The organism is Microbulbifer bruguierae (assembly GCF_029869925.1).
Lineage (GTDB): Bacteria > Pseudomonadota > Gammaproteobacteria > Pseudomonadales > Cellvibrionaceae > Microbulbifer > Microbulbifer bruguierae.
Window position 1 is genome coordinate 4,150,125 of record NZ_CP118605.1, and the last position, 18,605, is coordinate 4,168,729.

16 protein-coding genes and 3 tRNA genes are annotated in these 18,605 nt (G+C 59.5%); 6 read left to right on the forward strand and 13 right to left on the reverse strand.

Features of this window, described 5'->3' with window-relative positions; genetic code table 11:
* Positions 1–127: 127 nt before the first annotated feature.
* Positions 128–1,048, forward strand: coding sequence for a sulfite exporter TauE/SafE family protein (locus PVT68_RS16940; RefSeq protein ID WP_280320168.1), 921 nt, complete (start codon positions 128–130; stop codon positions 1,046–1,048).
* A 193-nt stretch (positions 1,049–1,241) separates the two neighbouring features.
* On the opposite strand, the gene PVT68_RS16945 is transcribed toward PVT68_RS16940, so the two are convergent.
* The 11 genes from PVT68_RS16945 to PVT68_RS16995 form a co-directional block, all read right to left on the reverse strand.
* Positions 1,242–1,316: transfer RNA gene (locus tag PVT68_RS16945), tRNA-Gln, on the reverse strand.
* A 37-nt stretch (positions 1,317–1,353) separates the two neighbouring features.
* Positions 1,354–1,430: transfer RNA gene (locus PVT68_RS16950), tRNA-Met, on the reverse strand.
* A gap of 117 nt (positions 1,431–1,547) precedes the next feature.
* Complete coding sequence (locus PVT68_RS16955) at positions 1,548–2,462, reverse strand: DMT family transporter (RefSeq protein ID WP_280320170.1); 915 nt, start codon at positions 2,460–2,462, stop codon at positions 1,548–1,550.
* Between the two features lie 122 nt (positions 2,463–2,584).
* Positions 2,585–3,676: a redox-regulated ATPase YchF gene (gene ychF, locus PVT68_RS16960; RefSeq protein ID WP_280320172.1), complete on the reverse strand. Its 1,092-nt coding sequence runs from the start codon at positions 3,674–3,676 to the stop codon at positions 2,585–2,587.
* Positions 3,677–3,723: 47 nt separating this feature from the next.
* A complete protein-coding gene (pth, locus tag PVT68_RS16965) occupies positions 3,724–4,335 on the reverse strand; it encodes an aminoacyl-tRNA hydrolase (RefSeq protein WP_280320174.1) in 612 nt (203 codons plus the stop codon).
* Positions 4,336–4,377: 42 nt separating this feature from the next.
* Complete coding sequence (locus PVT68_RS16970; protein ID WP_280320177.1) at positions 4,378–5,004, reverse strand: 50S ribosomal protein L25/general stress protein Ctc; 627 nt, start codon at positions 5,002–5,004, stop codon at positions 4,378–4,380.
* A gap of 241 nt (positions 5,005–5,245) precedes the next feature.
* The gene (locus tag PVT68_RS16975; protein ID WP_280322550.1) at positions 5,246–6,175 is read right to left on the reverse strand and encodes a ribose-phosphate pyrophosphokinase; all 930 of its coding nucleotides are present in this window, start codon (positions 6,173–6,175) and stop codon (positions 5,246–5,248) included.
* Positions 6,176–6,395: 220 nt separating this feature from the next.
* Positions 6,396–6,470, reverse strand: a tRNA-Gln gene (locus PVT68_RS16980).
* Positions 6,471–6,490: 20 nt separating this feature from the next.
* Positions 6,491–7,381, reverse strand: coding sequence for a 4-(cytidine 5'-diphospho)-2-C-methyl-D-erythritol kinase (ispE, locus tag PVT68_RS16985; protein WP_280320179.1), 891 nt, complete (start codon positions 7,379–7,381; stop codon positions 6,491–6,493).
* A 93-nt stretch (positions 7,382–7,474) separates the two neighbouring features.
* Positions 7,475–8,155, reverse strand: a complete 681-nt coding sequence (lolB, locus tag PVT68_RS16990) for a lipoprotein insertase outer membrane protein LolB (RefSeq protein WP_280320181.1) — start codon at positions 8,153–8,155, stop codon at positions 7,475–7,477.
* Positions 8,139–10,037 carry a tetratricopeptide repeat protein gene (locus PVT68_RS16995; RefSeq protein WP_280320183.1) on the reverse strand — a complete coding sequence of 633 codons (1,899 nt, stop codon included), beginning with the start codon at positions 10,035–10,037 and terminating at the stop codon, positions 8,139–8,141. Before PVT68_RS16995 ends, lolB begins: the two co-directional genes overlap by 17 nt.
* A gap of 410 nt (positions 10,038–10,447) precedes the next feature.
* Between PVT68_RS16995 and hemA the strand changes: the two genes are divergently transcribed.
* The 4 genes from hemA to PVT68_RS17015 are packed head-to-tail and all read left to right on the forward strand — an operon-like array spanning position 10,448 to position 14,635.
* Positions 10,448–11,752 (forward strand): glutamyl-tRNA reductase, encoded by a 1,305-nt coding sequence (gene hemA / locus PVT68_RS17000; protein WP_280320185.1) that lies wholly within the window; start codon positions 10,448–10,450, stop codon positions 11,750–11,752.
* Positions 11,752–12,837, forward strand: a complete 1,086-nt coding sequence (prfA, locus tag PVT68_RS17005; protein ID WP_280320187.1) for a peptide chain release factor 1 — start codon at positions 11,752–11,754, stop codon at positions 12,835–12,837. The genes hemA and prfA overlap by 1 nt, the downstream gene beginning before the upstream one ends.
* A gap of 5 nt (positions 12,838–12,842) precedes the next feature.
* Positions 12,843–13,685: a peptide chain release factor N(5)-glutamine methyltransferase gene (gene prmC / locus PVT68_RS17010; protein WP_280320189.1), complete on the forward strand. Its 843-nt coding sequence runs from the start codon at positions 12,843–12,845 to the stop codon at positions 13,683–13,685.
* Between the two features lie 41 nt (positions 13,686–13,726).
* Positions 13,727–14,635 carry a cation diffusion facilitator family transporter gene (locus PVT68_RS17015; RefSeq protein WP_280320191.1) on the forward strand — a complete coding sequence of 303 codons (909 nt, stop codon included), beginning with the start codon at positions 13,727–13,729 and terminating at the stop codon, positions 14,633–14,635.
* Between the two features lie 117 nt (positions 14,636–14,752).
* On the opposite strand, the gene PVT68_RS17020 is transcribed toward PVT68_RS17015, so the two are convergent.
* On the reverse strand, positions 14,753–16,261 hold the full coding sequence (locus PVT68_RS17020) for a succinylglutamate desuccinylase/aspartoacylase domain-containing protein (protein ID WP_280320193.1): 1,509 nt from the start codon (positions 16,259–16,261) through the stop codon (positions 14,753–14,755).
* Between the two features lie 118 nt (positions 16,262–16,379).
* A complete protein-coding gene (locus tag PVT68_RS17025; protein ID WP_280320195.1) occupies positions 16,380–17,732 on the reverse strand; it encodes an MATE family efflux transporter in 1,353 nt (450 codons plus the stop codon).
* A 110-nt stretch (positions 17,733–17,842) separates the two neighbouring features.
* On the opposite strand from PVT68_RS17025, the gene PVT68_RS17030 reads away from it, so the two are divergent.
* Positions 17,843–18,469, forward strand: coding sequence for an HvfX family Cu-binding RiPP maturation protein (locus tag PVT68_RS17030; protein ID WP_280320196.1), 627 nt, complete (start codon positions 17,843–17,845; stop codon positions 18,467–18,469).
* Positions 18,470–18,605 lie beyond the last annotated feature (136 nt).

Consider the following 18,605-nt stretch of genomic DNA (forward strand, 5'->3'; position numbering starts at 1 on the left):
TATCCCTCTCATTATGTTCCTTAAGCGTTACTCGGCCTGGTTTGTTTTTCTGGGGTTGTTTTATACCCTGTGGGCGTTGTGGGTAATTGCGCAGGATCTCTGGCCTGTAGTCGTTCAGCATTGGCCCATGGCGCTTTCCATGGCCATCGGGAGTTATGCGGCAGGGTCTACGCCTATGGGCGGCGGCACTGTGGGTTTCCCTGTATTGGTGTTGCTTTTCGATATGCCTGCCAGTCTCGGACGGGACTTCAGTTTTGCGGTGCAGTCCATTGGTATGGTCAGTGCCAGCCTCTTTATTCTTTGTCGACGCCAAACGCTGGCATGGTCGATGCTGCGCGGGGCGTTGCTCGGCAGCCTGTTAGCGACACCTCTGGGCATCTTGTTTTTCGCGCCTCTGGTGCCGGAGCTTTGGGTCAAGCTGGCCTTCGCGGTGATCTGGGGTAGTTTCGGCATATTGCATCTTTACCGTCTGCAGGAAATTACCGGCCACGATCATGCCGGTGACCCCCGCTGCCCCAGGGATTTCCGAATCGGATTACTGCTTGGCGCGGTGTCCGGCTTTCTCGCAGTTTCGGTCACCGGTGTCGGCATCGATATGGTGATTTATGCGGCCCTGGTCCTCCTCAGTAGGGTGGATCTTAAGGTGGCGATTCCCACTTCTGTGGTCATTATGGCGTTCTCGTCTGTGGTGGGTGTAGCTGTAAAAAGTCTCGCAGGTGACTGGCAGCCCGGGGTGCTGGCGAACTGGCTTGCTGCTGCGCCGGTAGTGGCTTTGGGGGCACCACTGGGGGTATTTGTGGTGTCGTTGATCGGGCGAAAGCCGACACTTGTAGTGGTGGCGCTACTTTGCGTGGTGCAGTTTGTGTGGACCTGTGTATCCGAGCGGGAAACCCTGGGGGTTTACGGCAGTGCCTTGGCAATGCTGGCGGTAGTTCTCTGTTTGGGCGGGTTCGAGGCACTGAGGCTACTGGGGTTGCGCAGGGCGCGTGGTAACGCGGAAATGGCTTCGGGGCGCTATGCCGCAAATCAGCTCGCTTCGGGTTCTTAGTTCTCGATAATTCGAAAGCGTCAGGTGTGAAAGTAAAAAGGGCGATCCCGCAAGGAATCGCCCTTTTAAATATGGCTGGGGTGGAAGGATTAGCTTCGCCTGCGGCTCGCTGGTCTCTGCTGGCTACGCCAGCTTCGGCTCGAACCCGTCAGTGTGCATTGCCTTCGTCAAACTCACTGCCAATCTGAAAATATGGCTGGGGTGGAAGGATTCGAACCTTCGCATGACGGGATCAAAACCCGCTGCCTTACCGCTTGGCTACACCCCAGTAAAAGTGCTACGAGAGCTTTCTCGTAGAGGGAAAGTGGTAGCAAGGGGGAGACTTGAACTCCCGACCTCAGCATTATGAGTGCTGCGCTCTAACCAGCTGAGCTACCTTGCCACAAACAAACTCGGCTAACCGAGGGCGCGAATAATAGGGGTATGGGATGGGCGTGTCAACACCCTTTTTACTAAATTAATCAGTAGCTTAGCGCGCTATCTGAAATTGGAGTGGGGCTCAGCGCCCGCGGCCGATCGCCGCCAGCAAAGAACCCAGGGCGACGGTTATCGCGCCAAGCCAGCTGATCCAGTTCAGCGGCTCCACTTCGATATATTCTGGCCAGAGGGCGCCTATGAGTGCGCTCAGCGCCAGGGTCATCAGGGGAACAAGCGCCAGGGTGGCGCTTACTCTGGAGGCTTCCCAGGCGGCCATGGCCTTGGCAAAGGCGCTATAGGCGATCAGCGTGTTGGCGGTCAGAAATACCAGTAGTGCCCAGCCCAGAGCATCCAGCTCCAGGGCCGCAGCAGGTCGCGCGACCGGGAGAAAACACAGGGTTCCCCCCAGGTAGATCATTACCAGAAGGTTTTGCGGGCGCGACACGGCCACAATCTTTTTCTGGAAGACGCCATATATTGCCCAGGTCACTGCGGCGACCACCGCCAGCCCGACACCGTACAGGTAGGCTTTGTCGGCCCCTTTCAGCAATTCCTGCAGGCGCAGGTTGAAAAACAGCGGCAGGCCGATACACACCAGCGCGACCCCCATCCACTGGCGGGCAGAAAAACTTTCTCCCAGCCAGAGCACGCTGAAGATCAGCAGGAGGAGTGGCGCCAGCTGGATCAGTACCTGTAGTGCCCCCGCAGTAATGTGATTGAGCGCGGTGGCGTAGGCAATATAGTTTCCCAGCAGGCCAACAACGGCGATCACGGTAAAGGGCAGCAGTTTGCCGCTCAGTAGCTTGCCAAGCTCGAGCTGTCGCCGCCAGCCGTAATAAGTGCCGGCGCACAGGGCGGCGCCGAAAAATCGATACCAGGTGACGGTGGTGGAGTCCAGGTCAGCAATCAGGCCCTTCATGGCGATAGGCAGCAGGGCCCACAAAAACGCCGTGGTCAGGGCCAGGGGCAGGCCGACTCTCCAGTTGGATTGATACATGGTCTTTCACGCATTGTTGCGGTTGCGATCGCCACGGCAGGTGGCTTCGGGGAGTGTTCCTCCGGTGCTCGTGGTGGAGAACCGGAGGAGGGGGCAGGGATTGCTACCGTAGAAGGGAGGGGTTAGACGTTGAAGCGGAAATGCACCACGTCGCCATCAGCGACCACGTATTCCTTCCCTTCCAGGCGCCATTTGCCCGCTTCCTTGGCGCCAGCCTCGCCCTTGTGAGCGACAAAATCGTTGTAGCCGACCACTTCTGCACGGATAAAGCCTTTTTCGAAATCCGTGTGGATCTTGCCCGCTGCCTGCGGCGCAGTAGCGCCGAGGGGGATGGTCCAAGCGCGAACTTCTTTGACGCCGGCGGTGAAGTAGGTGTGCAGGCCCAGCAACTGGTAACCGGCGCGGATTACCCGGTTCAGGCCCGGCTCTTCCATGCCCAGTCCTTCCAGGAATTCCTGCTTTTCATCGTCGTCGAGTTCGGCGATTTCCGCTTCCAGCTTGTTGCAGATGGGGACCAGTACGGCATTTTCTTCCGCCGCAATGGCGGCTACGGCGTCCAGGTGCGGGTTGTTCTCGAAGCCATCTTCGTCCACGTTGGCGATGTACATGGTGGGCTTGATGGTGAGCAGGCTCAGCTCTTTCAGGCTGGCCAGTTCTTCATCATTCAGGCCGAAGGATCGCAGCGGCTTGGCTTCGTCCAGGTGCGGCTGGATCTTTTCCAGCAGGGCCTTCATTTTGATCGCGTGCTTGTCCTGGCCCTTGGCGGCGCGGCTGTAGCGCTGCAGTGCTTTTTCTACGGTGTCCAGGTCCGCCAGTGCCAGTTCGGTATTGATTACTTCAATGTCCGCTACCGGGTGTACCTTGTTGGCGACGTGGATGACATTGTCATCTTCAAAGCAGCGCACAACATGAGCGATGGCGTCGGTCTCGCGAATGTTGGCGAGAAATTTGTTACCCAGGCCTTCACCTTTGGAGGCACCGGCGACCAGGCCGGCGATATCGGTAAATTCCATGGTGGTTGGGATGACTTTCTGCGGCTTGACGATTTCTGCCAGCTTGTCGAGGCGGAGGTCCGGTACCGGTACCACGCCGGCGTTGGGCTCAATGGTGCAGAAGGGGAAGTTTTCCGCGTCGATGCCCGCTTTGGTCAGGGCATTGAAGAGGGTGGATTTGCCCACGTTGGGCAGGCCGACGATGCCGCAAGTAAAACCCATGGTCTGAATCCTGTTGCTGGTGTTGCAGAATCTGTGCTGCATTCACCTTATTTTGCGTTTGCTTTGGAGTTGGTGTGAAGCGTTTTCATGGCTGAGTTCCAGTCGCCGCTAGCGGCGCCGGGCAGCACGTCGATGGCGCGATCGATCGATTCGGCCAGCTGGTCCTGCTCCACACGCGGGGCGCGCTGCAGGACATAATTCACCACGTCGCGGGCGTTGCCCGGGTGGCCGACGCCGAGGCGCAGGCGCATGAAATCGCGATTGTTGCCGAGCGCGGCAATAATGTCGCGCAGGCCATTGTGCCCCCCGTGGCCGCCGCCTTTTTTCAGGCGCGCAGTTCCGCAGGGCAGGTCCAGCTCATCGTGAGCGACCAGAATGGCTTCGGCGGGAATCTTGAAGAAGTTCGCCAGCGGGCCCACTGCCTGGCCGCTGCGATTCATATAGGTAGTGGGGATCAGCAGGCGGATATCCTGCCCGCCGATCCGCACACGGCCAGAAAGACCGTGGTATTTGCTGTCTGGCACAAGCTGGGTGCCGTGTATACGGGCCAGCTCGGAGACAAAGTCGGCCCCGGCATTGTGTCGCGTCCGGTCGTATTCGGGGCCTGGGTTACCCAGGCCCACAATCAACTGGATGGGCGTTTCCGGAGCCTTGCTCAAGGTGACTTACCTTCTATAAAGGGTACCTGAACGGGTACCGGCTTACTCTTCGCCGGACTCTTCGCCTTCAGCGGTTTCAGCTTCGATAGCACCGCGCGGCTTGTGTACAGACGCAACAAGCAGGTCGTGGTCTTCGCCGTGGGACAGAGCTACAGATTCAACACCCGCCGGCAGTTTGATGTCGGAAATGTGGATGTTGCCGTCCAGTTCCAGATCTGCCAGATCAACTTCGATGAACTCAGGCAGTTTGGAAGCCGGTGCGTTGATGTCCAGCTCGGTCAGGGTGTGAGAAACGATGCCGCCAGCTTTAACGCCTTTGCACTTGTCTTCGTTCAGGAAGTGCAGCGGTACTTTCACGTGTACTTTGGTGTCGGCAGAAACGCGCTGGAAGTCAGCGTGCAGCAGGATGGCCTTGGCCGGATGACGCTGCAGATCGCGCAGGATCACAGATTCTTCTTTGCCGTCTACGCTCAGGGTCAGAACGGAGGAGTAAACTGCTTCGTTCTCCAGGGCCTTGAACATATCTTTCTGCAGCAGGGAGATCGCTTGCGGCTCAGCTTCGCCACCGTAGATGATGGCCGGAACTTTTGCTTCCAGGCGACGCAGGCGGCGGCTCGCACCTTTCCCTTCGTCGCTGCGGACGCTGGCATTCAGTTTGAATTCAGACATGGGGTAAACCTCGGGTTGTCTGTCCAGAAGGACCTGCGACCGGAACCCTCTGGGATTGCTAAAAATAGGGCGATTTTTGGGATTCTATCGAATACATACGCCCAATAGTAAACGCCCGGCAGTGCCGGGCGGGCGCGTATTCTAAGGGGAAGTGGGCGGGATTGCCAGCGTATTTGTGCTTGGAAGCCGGCAGTCGCGAATTGTGCGAGCCTGCTGGCAGGCTCGTACGGAGAGGGGGCTCTTATCGGAACATTGCCGACAGGGATTCCTCGTTACTGATGCGGCGCACAGATTCGGCCAGCATGGCGGAAAGGGTCAGCTGACGGATCTTGGGGGTCTTTTCCATTTTGTCACCCAGGGGGATGGAGTCGGTGACCACGAGTTCATCCAGAACCGAGTTGTTCAGGTTTTCGATGGCTTTGCCGGAAAGTACCGGGTGGGTGCAGTAGGCCACCACTTTTTTGGCGCCGTGCTCTTTCAGTGCGTTGGCGGCGTTACACAAGGTGCCGGCGGTGTCCACCATGTCGTCGACGAGTAGGCAGGTGCGGCCGTTGATCTCGCCGATGATGTTCATCACTTCGGCGACGTTGGCTGCAGGGCGACGTTTGTCGATGATTGCCAGGTCGCAATCCAGGCTCTTGGCAACGGCCCGTGCACGTACGACACCGCCGATATCCGGTGACACTACTACCAGGTCCTGGTAATTCTGGCGCTCGATATCGTCCAGCAGCACGGAAGAGCCGTACACGTTGTCTACCGGGACATCGAAGAAGCCCTGGATCTGCTCGGCGTGCAGGTCAACGGTCAGAACCCGGTCAATCCCCACGCTCACCATCATGTCGGCCACGACTTTGGCGGAAATCGGCACCCGCTGGGAGCGAACCCGGCGATCCTGGCGCGCGTAGCCGAAGTAGGGCACCACCGCGGTAATGCGGCCCGCTGAAGCGCGGCGCAGGGCGTCAACCAGCAGTATCAGTTCCATCAGGTTGCGGTTGGTGGGCTGGCAGGTGGACTGCACTACGAATACATCGCGGCCGCGCACGTTGTCGGTGATTTCCACCGCGATCTCGCCGTCCGAAAAGCGTTTTACTACTGCTTCCCCCAGGGGTATCGCCATATGGTCCACGATTTTTTGTGCCAGTTCCGGGTTAGCGTTGCCGGTAAAGACCATTAAGTCAGCCACTGCGAGTACCTTTTTCGTTGGGAGTAGATGATAGTAGTGAAATTGAAGAGGTTTGCGGAGCGGGAACTGCTTGCAGGATAGTGTGATGCCGTTTCATTGGGCGACCATTAGTGCAAGTGCTGGTTGGTGGTGGTAGTTGCCAAATCCCCGTATAGACGGGACTCCGCTTACAGTCCGGGTGAGTTGGGCTGTAACTAAGAAATAGGAATGGCTGGGGTGGAAGGATTCGAACCTTCGCATGACGGGATCAAAACCCGCTGCCTTACCGCTTGGCTACACCCCAGCAATGTGCAGCTCGTCTAACTAGACTGTTGCTGCAAATTTCGCGAGTTGCTTGTGTGCAGGAGATTCATTGACTCCTTTAGCAACAAAACCTGCCAGATTTTCCGGCAACTGTTCCAGTGCGTTTCGTGCGCTGGCTTCAGGCTCGAAGCCGGCAAAAACACATGCGCCGGTTCCTGTCAGTTGTGCCGTCCCGAACTGCGAAAGCCACTCTCTGGCCTTGCGTACTTCAGGGTAGAGGTTTTCTACCAGGGGCTGGAAATCGTTGCCGGCGTATTCGCCTGGCCAGTGTGTATCCAGCCGCCTGTCGCGAAGGGCCGCTAATGTAATTGCGGCAGAATCTCTTGTCAAACGGGAATCGGAAAATAGTGCTGCGGTACTTATGTGGCAGTCCGGTTTTACCACCAGGTACCAGCGTGGTGGCGTCGGAATCGGGGTCAGTTTTTCTCCCACGCCTTCGGCAAAGGCCGAGTGCCCGCGTACAAACACCGGCACATCCGCACCCAGTTGTCGTCCCAGCTCCGCCAGCGTGTCCAGGTCAAAATCACACTGCCATAGATGGTTCAGGCCGAGCAGGGTCGTAGCGGCATCGCTGCTGCCGCCGCCGATGCCACCGCCGGCGGGGAGGACCTTGCTTACCGAGATTGTTGCGCCCAGTGCCGGTTTTCCCGCTTGCTGTCGCAACAGGCAGGCTGCGCGAAAAATGAGGTTGTCTTGTGCGGGTAGGTCGACACCGGGACAGTCCAGCTGGATTTCACCGCTGGTGTTTGCGCGGAAAGTCAGTGTGTCGCCGTAATCCAATAGTTGAAAAATGGTTTGCAGCTCGTGGTAACCATCTGCGCGGCGGCCGAGGATACGCAGCATCAAATTCAATTTGGCGGGCGCGGTGAGTATCAGGGGCTGGGTGTTCATGTGCGGAGGTGTTGGGGCGGTAGTGCGTTGGCGGCCATGTTAGCAGCCGCCGGTGCGCTCATACAGTCAGTGGCGATAATTGCTGATTCCGTCTTACCTGGGCAGCCACTCCTTTATAACTACGGTGACACTGACCGGACCTGCCGCCTGATTGGTGGCGGCTTTGATTTTTGTGGGCAGTTGATAGGGCCCCACCGCTTGATAACCACTGAAATTAAGTTGCCAGCCAGATTGCTGCAGGCTTTGCAGTTGCCCCTGGGTATTTTTCTGCTGGCCACTGACGGCGCCGGGTGCTGCGAGGCCCCGCACCCAGTAAAACATTTCTGTTACCGGCAGCGGCCAGCCCATGATCTGTTCGGTGAGTTGTGCAGGATTGGAGGCGAATACCGCCGGTTCGCTGCCACGCTGCAAGCTGACACCGCCGGGCGAGCCACTGATTATGGTTGCGCCGGCACCGAGAGGGCCGCTCAGATGAATACGGTAATTGCTGTTGGCCTGTTGCCAGGTGAGATTGGCGCTGCCATTTTCCTTGGGAGAGCGCACACCCAGCTTGCCCATTGCTTCCCAGCGTTGCAGGGATGCTGCTGATTGGGCTCCGCTGTTCTGTGTGGTTGGTGGCGTTGGTTGTGGTTTTTGCGAGCTACACGCGGCGATTGCCAGCAAAAGTATTGCCAGCAGTAATTGCGGCGCGCGCCGCAGCTGGGTGCGACAGGTTGCGAAAAAAGTTGCAGAGATCAAAGGGGTGAAAATATCAGCTTTAGCTTTCCGTAACATGCTGTTCCAGTCTTTTTTGGTCCTGCAGCCGTTGCATGGCTTCAGGAATCAATTTGCTTTCCGGGTTTATTTGCAGCCCCTGTTCCCAAACCTGCATGGCCTGCTGGCGATCCCCCAGTGCCCACAGGGCTTCCCCAAGGTGGGCAGCAATCTCGTGGTCCTTGAGCATGCTCATCGCTTTTTGCAGGTATTCCACTGCCACGCTGTGGTTGCCCAAGCGGTGTTGGGCCCAACCCATACTGTCGATGATTGCCGGATCGTCCGGGCTTTGCTCCAGCGCCTTGGTGATGAGTACCAGTGCCTCGTCGAGGCGGTCGTCATAGGACAGCAGCTTGTAACCCAGGGTATTAAGCAGGTTCGCATTATCCGGATCACGAGACAACAGCTTGCGTAAACACAGTTCAAAATTTTCTATATCGCCCAGTTGTTCACTGATCATTGCGTAGGCGTAAATCAGTCGGTTGCTGTCCTCGTTGGCTTTCACGGCATCGGACAGCAGGCGCTGGGCTTCCTGCGGGGACTCGTATTTGGTGAGCAGTTCGGATTGCAGCAGGTAGAACTGTTCCTTCTGGCCCGGATGGCGCTGGCGCAGTTCGTCAAACCAGCTCTGCGCCTCTTCCAGGTCGCCGTTGGCAACCAGTAAGGTGGTGCCGCGGGTGATGGCCGGGACGTAGTCGCTGCCCGGTCGCACCATGCGGTAATGGGTGACCGCCTGCTGCAGGTCGCCGCTCTGCTCGGCAATCCCGGCGAGGTAAAAGTGCGCGGCAGACTCGTGCTCCTCCTTTTCCAGCAGGGCTTCCAGTAACCTCTTGGCGTCGTCAAATTGTTTGGTTTCGTACTGGATCAGTGCGAGGGACAGCATCAGATTGCCATCGCTCGGGTTCTGTTTTACCAGTTCCTTGAACTGTTGCTGAGCCAGCTCCAGGTCGTCGCGAATCAACAGGCGCGCGTACTGCAGGCGCAGGCGGCTCTCTTTCGGGTAGAGGGCGACCAGGTTTTCCAGCAGCTGGCGCGCTTCCTGTTCCCGTCCCATATCGATCAATATGTGGGACTGCAGCAGAGGGGCATCCAGCAGGCTCGGATCCTGCTCCTGGACCTGTTTGGTCAGCCGCAGCGCCTCCTCGTGATTGTTGTTGGCGCGCAGAACCATGGCCAGCGCCAGGGTCACTTCCGGATTATGCGGGTGTTTTTGTGACAGGCGACGGAATTCCGGCAGCACCTTTGTTGCCAGTTCTTCGCTATCGACGGCGGTAGCAGCAACGGACTGCAGGGGGGCATCGGCGCCCATGTCCAGGGCCAGTTCGGCGTGCTTCAGAGCCTTGTCCAGTTCTCCGGCCAGGGTCAGTTCCGCGGTGGCGGCGAGCTGAGCATCCGGGTTGTCCGGCTCCAGTTCCACCCATAGTTGCGCCGAGCGCAGGGCTGCGCGGCGGGCATTCAGAAAGCGGGCGATACGGGTGGCGCGGGCTGCGACGCCGGCATCTTTGGTTTGCTCCGCCTGAAAATAGTAGTTGGCCAGCGCCAGATCGTACTGTTCCCGGTTTCCGGCGACTTCCGCCACCAGCAGGGTATAGAAGGTATCAATAGGGAATGGTCGGGCTTTCTCTTTTGCGGTATCCGGTTGTAATTTCGCGTCCTCTTCGCTTGCAGCTTGCTCCTGACCTGCCGCTTGCCCTTGATAGGTCGTCTGGGCAACTTCCAGTTCGGACTGGTCTACTCCCAGGCGCGGCTGCTGGCTGCAGGCGCAGAGGACGGCTGCGGAAATCGCCGCGGCCAGTAGGCGCTCGGGTCGCTTGCCGTGACGCACTGGTCGCGGTTTGCTGGCCTTGCGGGTCACGCGGGAGGTGAGTGCGAGTGAGATGATGGGTGCAAAGAAAAGCAGCATAGAAACGTGTCCGTACGTGCGCGCCAGTTGTGGGAGTGGAATCCGGTGGCCTGCAGCAGTCGTGCCGCGCGGGCTTTCGGAGCTTCCGTGGTCCCCGGTGGAAAGGCGCGAGATGGCGTATTTTTCCGGGTTATCGCCATATAATTCTAGTTCTGAAATCCTCCCTCGTTGCCTGCGTACAAGTTTCAGCGGCAAAGTCAGCATTTATTTAAACCGCTGCGCTTAAATTGCCGAGAGACCCATTGGGTATCAAATCTATTGCGGGTTTGTATTGGCGCTTTCCCTGTAAGAGTTTCTGGCTATCAATTGGATAGTGCTCTGCCTCTTGCATGGCGCGCGGCTGCCCCGGACAATGTGCGGCCTTTTCACCGGGGGTGCAGTGTGGCGCCCTGACAAGACGACGGGAATCTATGCCAATCCTCGCTCTGGGAATCAATCACGACAGCGCACCGGTCGCCGTGCGCGAGCGGGTGGCGTTTGCCCCGGAAGTGATGCCCAGTGCCCTGGCGGAAGCCAGGGAGGCACTCGGGTGCCAGGAATTGGCCATTCTTTCTACCTGTAACCGAACCGAAATCTACGCCGATTCCACCGCAGAATCGGTCCTTCGCTGGGTGTCTGAATACCACAGCGTTCCGTTGGAGCAGCTGGCCGGTTGCCACTATCAATACACCGATGAAACCGCGGTGCGCCACATGATGCGGGTGGCCTGCGGGCTGGACTCGCTGGTCCTTGGCGAGCCCCAGATCCTCGGGCAGATGAAGTCTGCCTATGCGGTGGCGCGGGAGTCTGGCAGTGTGGGTTCTACGCTGCACAATGTATTCCAGCAGGTGTTTTCGGTGGCAAAGAAGGTGCGTACCGAGACCGCCATTGGCGAGAATCCGGTATCGGTGGCGTTTGCCGCGGTGTCCCTGGCGTCGCGGATCTTTACCGATCTTGGTCAACAGACCGCGTTGCTGATTGGCGCCGGTGAAACCATCGAGCTGGTGGCCCGCCATTTGCTGGACAAGGGGGTTAAGCAGTTGATTGTTGCCAACCGCACTCTGCAGCGGGCCCAGTCTCTGGCGGAAAACTTCAATGCCGAGCCTATCCTGCTCGCGGACATTCCCGAATACCTGTCGCGGGCGGATATCGTGATCAGCTCCACCGCCAGTCAGCTGCCGATTCTCGGCAAGGGTGCGGTGGAAACTGCGCTCAAACAGCGCCGACACCGCCCCATGTTCATGGTGGATATTGCCGTGCCGCGGGATATCGAAGCGCAGGTGGGCAAGCTTGATGACGTCTACTTGTATACCGTCGACGATCTCCGCGGCGTGATTGATGAAGGTAAACGCCTGCGGGAAAAAGCCGCGGAAGCCGCGGATGAAATTGTCGATCGTGCCGCGCAGGGTTTTATGCGCGAGCAGCGCAGCCTGCAGTCGGTTGACTCCATTCGCAGTTACCGCCAGCAGGCACAGTCAATCAGCAAGGATGAGCTGGAAAAAGCCCTGATCCAGCTGCGTTCGGGGGGTGATCCAGAGCAGTTACTGGAGCAGATGGCACGTTCCCTGACCAACAAACTGATCCACGCGCCCACCGTGGCATTGCGCCAGGCTACCGCCGATGGCGATCTGGAGCGGCTACGCATCGCGCGGGAAATTATTGGCCTGGCAGCGGAAGATGCCGGCCCCGACACCGACGTAACGGCCGGCGCGCCGGAGAAAAAGAAACTCAAGTAATGAAAGCTTCGGTACAGCAGAAACTCGACAATCTGGTAGAGCGCCACGAGGAGGTCTCCGCGCTGTTAGGTGATGCGGAGATCATCAGCGATCAGGACAAGTTCCGCGACCTGTCGCGGGAGTATTCCGAACTGGAAGAAGTGGTCAAATGTTACGGCCGCTACAAAACCCTGCAGGACGACATGGCTACCGCACGCGAAATGCTCAATGAGAGTGACGCGGACATGCGCGAGATGGCTCAGGAGGAGCTGCGCGAGGCCGAAACCCAGTTGGAACCGCTGGAAGCCGAGCTGCAGACCCTGCTGTTGCCCCGGGATCCGAACGATCGCAAGAATGTGTATCTGGAAATCCGCGCGGGTACCGGGGGTGACGAAGCCGCTATTTTTTCTGGCGACCTGTTTCGCATGTATTCCCGCTATGGCGAGAAGCAGGGATGGCGCATCGAGGTGATCAGTGAGAACCCCGGTGAACACGGCGGTTACAAGGAGATCATCACCCGCGTGGCCGGTGAAGATGTCTATGCAAAACTCAAATTCGAGTCCGGTGCTCACCGGGTACAGCGGGTGCCGGAAACGGAATCCCAGGGACGTATTCACACCTCTGCCTGTACCGTGGCGGTGATGCCGGAGCCGGACGAGCGGGATGCGATCGAGATCAGCAAGGCCGATCTGCGCGTTGATACTTATCGCGCATCCGGTGCCGGTGGCCAGCACGTCAACAAGACCGATTCTGCGGTGCGGCTGACGCACATCCCTACGGGTATCGTGGTTGAGTGCCAGGATGAGCGCTCCCAGCACAAGAACCGCGCCAAGGCCATGGCGCTGTTGCAGGCCAAGCTGAACAGCGCCCAGGAATCCGCCGCTGCGCAGGAGATTTCCGATGCGCGTAGAAATCTGGTGGGCAGCGGTGATCGTTCCGAGCGCATCCGCACCTACAACTTTCCCCAGGGGCGCGTAACCGATCACCGTATCGGGCTTACGCTCTACAAGCTGGACGAGGTGATGCACGGGGCTCTGGACGAAGTGATCGACCCGTTGCGCACCGAGTATCAGGCAGACCAGTTGGCCGCACTGGGGCAAAGCTGACCGCCATGGCCACGGTGAAGGAAAATCTGCGGCGGGCGGTGCAGCTGGAACACAGCGACAGCCCGCGGCTGGATTTGGAAGTGCTGCTTTGCCACCTGCTGGGTAAAAGCCGTGCCTGGCTTTACACCTGGCCGGAATACGAGCTGGACAGTGCGCAGCAGGAACAGCTGGACACGCTGATTCAGCGTCGCATCGCCGGCGAACCGGTTGCCCACCTCACTGGCAGCCGCGAGTTCTGGTCGCTCCCCCTCAAAGTAAACCCGTCCACCTTGATCCCGCGCCCGGACACGGAAGTATTGGTGGAGACGGTACTGGCACTCTGCCCGCAGCAGCAGCTTCGTGTTCTGGATCTCGGCACAGGCACCGGTGCCATTGCCCTGGCGCTTGCCAGTGAAAAGCCACGCTGGCAGATTGTCGCGGTAGATAAAATGCCTGCAGCGGTGGCACTGGCAGAGGAAAATCGCCAGCTGCTGGGTTTTTCCCATGTAGAGGTGCTGGAGAGTGACTGGTTCGATGCGCTAACCGGACGCACCTTCGATGTCATTATCAGCAACCCGCCCTATATCGACCCCCGGGACCCCCATCTGCAGGAAGGCGATGTGCGCTTCGAACCGCTGTCGGCACTGGTAGCGGAGGACGCGGGATTGGCGGATATCCGCCGGATTGCCGAAATAGCCGGCGAGCATCTTGTTGCCGGGGGGCTACTGGCGGTGGAGCACGGCTGGGACCAGGGCGCGGCCGTGCGCCGGATCTTCACCGGTTGCGGTTATAGTGACGTGGAAACTCGCCTCGATTACGCCGGGCGGGAGCGTATTACCCTGGGGCGATATGCCAGCGCTTCCTTGTAGGAGCTTGTCTGCGGACGCGTGTTTATTGCGGGAGGGAACCCATGCACGATCACACCCACCACCATCACGGTGACAACCACCTCAAGCCTCTGGTCTGGGGCCTCGTCATCACCCTCGCATTTGCGGTGGTGGAGGCCATCGGCGGCTGGCTTTCCGGCTCCCTGGCGCTGCTCGGGGATGCCGGGCATATGGTGACGGATTCCTTTTCCCTTGGTCTCGGTGCGGTGGCGGCGCTGGTGGCGAAGAGGCCGGCCAGTCGCGAGATGTCGTTTGGCTGGGGGCGTGCGGAAGTGCTCGCCGCGACCGTAAACGCAGTCTTTATGCTGTTGATCGTAATCGGCATTGCGGTTGCCGCGGTTGGGCGCCTGCGGGACCCGCAGCCGGTGCAGGGCGGTGTGGTGATGGTGATCGCTGCCATCGGCATGTTGGTCAATATCGCGGTAGCCTGGGTGCTGCATCGCGGTGAGCAGACCCTGAATATTCGCGGCGCCCTGTTGCATGTGATCGGAGACCTGTTGGGGTCGGTTGCCGCACTGACAGCGGGTGCAGTGATTTATTTCACCGGCTGGACACCCATTGATCCGCTGTTGTCACTGCTGATTTGCCTGCTGATTCTGTTTTCCAGTCTGACATTGTTGCGGGATGCGGTGGATGTGCTGATGGCCCGGGTACCGCGGGAACTGAGTCTGCCATCGGTGGGGGAGGCCATGGCTGAGGAGAGTGGTGTGCGCTCCGTGCATGATCTGCATATCTGGCGCCAGGATAGCAGCACCATTTTGCTGTCCGCCCATATAGTCGTGGACGATCTCGCGGCCTGGCCGAAGGTGCTGGAGCGCTTGCGGCAGTTGTTGGTGCGGCGGTTTGGTATCGACCACATCACCTTGCAGCCGGAGCCATTGCATTTTGATTCCACGCCGATAATTGACCGGGTGAGTGGCGGGACGCTGTAGCCGGGCGTACCCCTTATGAACTGAACCCTTAAGCCGAGCCGGTTGGGGTGCCGCTATCGGGGGCAGTACCTCTTCGAAAAACTCTGGGCTCAGCGACCTTTCCTGCTGTGCTGTGTATCAGTCCTCTTCACTTTCTTCATCGGGGTCCACCGTCGTTTTTGATTCCTCAGCGGACGCATCCGGTGTACCGGTTTCTGGCTCTGCGACGGCTTTGGTTGCCGCGCTCTTTTCCGCAACCGGTGCGGTTTCTTCAGACGCCGGTTCCGCGGTGACTTCTTCCGGAGGGCTGATCTGTTCTTCCGGTGCCTGAATACCTATGTGATAGGCCGCGAATCCCGGTTGTACGACCTGGTTCATCGCCATACCCAGGATACGGCCGTTGTACTGGGAGCGGATCTCCTTGCGCACGTTGGTGATGGGGTTGGTCACCGTGCCCAGCAGCTCGCCTTTGCTCACGGTCTGGCCGAGGGTTACCTTGCTGAAAATAATCCCGCCGGTGGTGGCGCGCTGCCAGGTGGAGTTGTAGTACACCGGCTCGGGGTCGCCCCACAGGCGGAATTTGTTCACCATGCCCAGCTGGTTGAGCAGCGTGCGGATGCCTTTCACGCTGTGGCTCACGGACAATTCGTCCAGCACCATGGGCGCGCCGGCTTCCAGTGTCACGGTCGGAATACCGGCCTTGACCGCGGCATGGCGCAGGGTGCCCTTGGCGCCTTCACTGTGCAGTACCACGGTGGAGCCGAAACCTTTGGTGAGTTTCACCACTTTCGGGTCCTTGAGGTCGCCCCGCAGCTGCGGCAGGTTGGTGCGGTAGAAAGAGCCGGTGTGCAGGTCGACGATGGCATTGCAGTGCATCACCACTTCGTCAAAAAACGAGCGCGCGATGCGGGAGGCGGAGGAGCCGTGCTTGTCCCCGGGGAAGTGCCGGTTGAGATCGCGGCGGTCGGTCAGATAGCGGGAGCCGCGGTGGAACCCCTGCAGATTGACAATAGGTACGCCGATCACCGCCCCTTTGAGGGATTTCGGATCGAGGTTGTACATCACCCGGCGCACGGACTCGATGCCGTTCAGCTCGTCTCCGTGAATGGCGGCGGTAAGACACAGGGTAGGGCCCGGCTCTGCGCCGTTTACCACCAGCACCGGTGTGGTGCTGTAGACGCCCTCAAAGTGCTGGCTCGGGGACCAGGGAAGTCGTGTTGCGGTCGCCGGCGGTACTTCTGCACCGAGCAACTGCAGCGGTCGACCTTCCGGGGCTTGTGGCTCTGCTTCCGGGTTAGCTTGCGTAGCGGCAGTGGGCGCCGCACTGGTGTCCTTGCCGGTGTCCCCTGCTACTTCGGATCTGGGTACCTCGGATTTGGGAGGTGCGGCGAGTTCCTCTTCGCTGACCGGTTTGTCCAGTTCGATGCTCTTGGCCTGGGGTATGGCCGGTTTTTCTGCACTGTCGGGCGGGGTGCTACTCTCCTGTCGTTGCGCCTGCTGGGGGGCATCGCTTTGGGGGGCTTCGGTTTGCGGTGCCGCAGAAAGTTCTACCGGTTCGCCCTGCTCGTCAGACTCCTCTGCGGACAGGGTGGCAGCGTGGGCGGCAAAGGCAATGAGTAACGACAGGCTCAAAGCGCGACAGTGCATGAAAAGCTCCGTAATGCGGAAATAAATACGACGTCAGGCTTGCTGAGAGCGCGAGTATAGCCAATAGGTTCCCCGACAAATGCGCGATACTTGGCGAATCCGTAACCGGGGAAAAGTGTCAGGCGCGCGGGACCCGTTTGCGACTGGTGTGCCGCAGTCGCAGCAGCAGCAATACTGACGCGGTGCCGAGGCCGATACAGATTCCGACCCAATAGCCGTAGACACCCCAGAAATTTTCTCCTATCCACCAGGCGCAGGCGAGCCCGACGACCCAGTAGGAAAACAGTTGCAGGAACATGGGCACGCGGGTGTCGCGGTAGCCCCGCAGTGCGCCCGCCGCCATGGCCTGGGTGACGTCCACCAGCTGAAAAGCGGCGGCGAGCAGCAGCAGGTTGCTGGCGACGGCAATGATGTCGGGATTGCTGGTGTAAGCAAGTACCAACACATTGCGCAGGCTGATCAGCACCAGACCGGTACACAGGGCATACACCAGACCGCTGCTGACGCCGACGACACTGGCAAAGCGCGCGCGCTTCGGCCGTCCCTGCCCGAGTACCTGTGCGGTGCGGATACTCACCGCCTGCGCCAGCGCCAACGCCACCAGATAGAAAATGGAGCCGATACTGAGGCCGATCTGGTGGGCGGCGACGATGGTGGCGCCGTAAGACGCCAGTAGCAGGGTCAGGGCGGCAAAAAAAGTAACCTCGCTGGCGGCGCCGATACAGATGGGCATGCCCACCGCAAGCAGGTGACGCAGGGTTGGCCAGTGGGGGCGAGGTGGCATCAGTTTCAGCTGGAGTGCGCGGTAGGTGTGGTCGTGGCGCGCATGCCAGTAGAGGGCGATGGCGATCGTCCAGCACACCAGGCTGGTGGCCCAGCCACAGCCAGCGCCACCCATGGCGGGAATGGGTCCCCAGCCGAAGACAAACAGGATATCCAGCGGGATATTGAGCGCTGCTGCCGCCAGGTAAATACGCATCACCGGCCGCACCCGTGCCATGCCTTCACAATAACCGCGCAGGGCGCTGCCAAAAGCGAACGGCAGGGTGCCAGTGGACAGTGCCAGTAGATACTGCACCATCACTTTGCGCACCGGTTCTTCGGCCTGGATCCACTGGCTCCACAGTGGCGACGCCAGCAGCGCCGCGGCGACCAGCAGGCCTCCGATCAGCGCAATCCAAACCGACTGGCTCATCTGCCGGGCGCAACCCTGTTCATCGCGGGCGCCACGCAGGTTTGCCACCACCGGTGATACTGCAGCCAGCATGCCGATCAGGGTAACCGCGCATACGGCCCAGATACTGGAGCCGAGGGCCAGACCCGCAAGATCAATCTCCCCGGACTGCCCGGCCACGATGGTATCGGTAACCCCCATGCTTACCACCGCGAGATTGCTGACAACCAGTGGCCCGCCAAGGCTGGCCAGGTGTCGCAGCTCGGTGGCAGTTGCGCGTTTGTAGAATGTTGGCATGGGGGTGACTACACGGGTGGCTAAACTCGGGCGGAGCCCGGCGGGATGGACTGTAAGAATCCGGCGGCAAACTCGACCAGTAAATACGGCGGCATTAAGCGGGGCGAATTATGGATGGCACAAACAGCGGGTTCAATCGTATTTACCGGAGTTTTCTCAATCTGCTGCGGCCCCTGGATGGTCTCGGTCCGCTGGCATTGCGTCTTTTTGTCGGCCCCATTTTCATCCTTGCCGGTTGGAATAAGCTCGGCCACATCGACGATGTGGCTGCCTGGTTTGGCAATCCGGACTGGGGGCTCGGATTGCCGGCGCCGGTACTGATGGCGTGGCTGACAGCACTTACCGAGTTTCTCGGCGGCATCGCCCTGGTAATCGGGCTGGGGGTGAGGGTAGCAGCGATTCCTCTGATGGTTGTAATGGCGGTAGCCGCTGTCACTGCCCACTGGCAGTACGGCTGGCATGCGCTGCCGGAGCAAACGCTCACTATGCCCTGGGAGTGGCGCAAGGACCTGATTGCCGAAGCCATAGTGCGCAGGGATAAGGCGGTGGAACTGTTGAAGGCACATGGCGATTACGCATGGCTGACGGAGGCTGGCAGCTTTACTGTGTTGAAAAACGGTATTGAGTTTGCGGCCACTTACTTCGTGATGTTACTGGTATTGCTGTTTTGCGGCGGCGGCCGCTATGTGAGCCTGGACTACTGGATCGCGCGCAAACGCGGGCTGAGCGAGGGCTGAGCGAGGGCTGAGCGAGGGCTGGGGCGGAATATACTTGGGTTGGACGGCGGAAAATGCCTATACCTCTCTGTTGGCGTATAGATGATATACTCGCCGATTATTTAACCCATGCCGGCCACGGCAAGCCCCGCAAAGG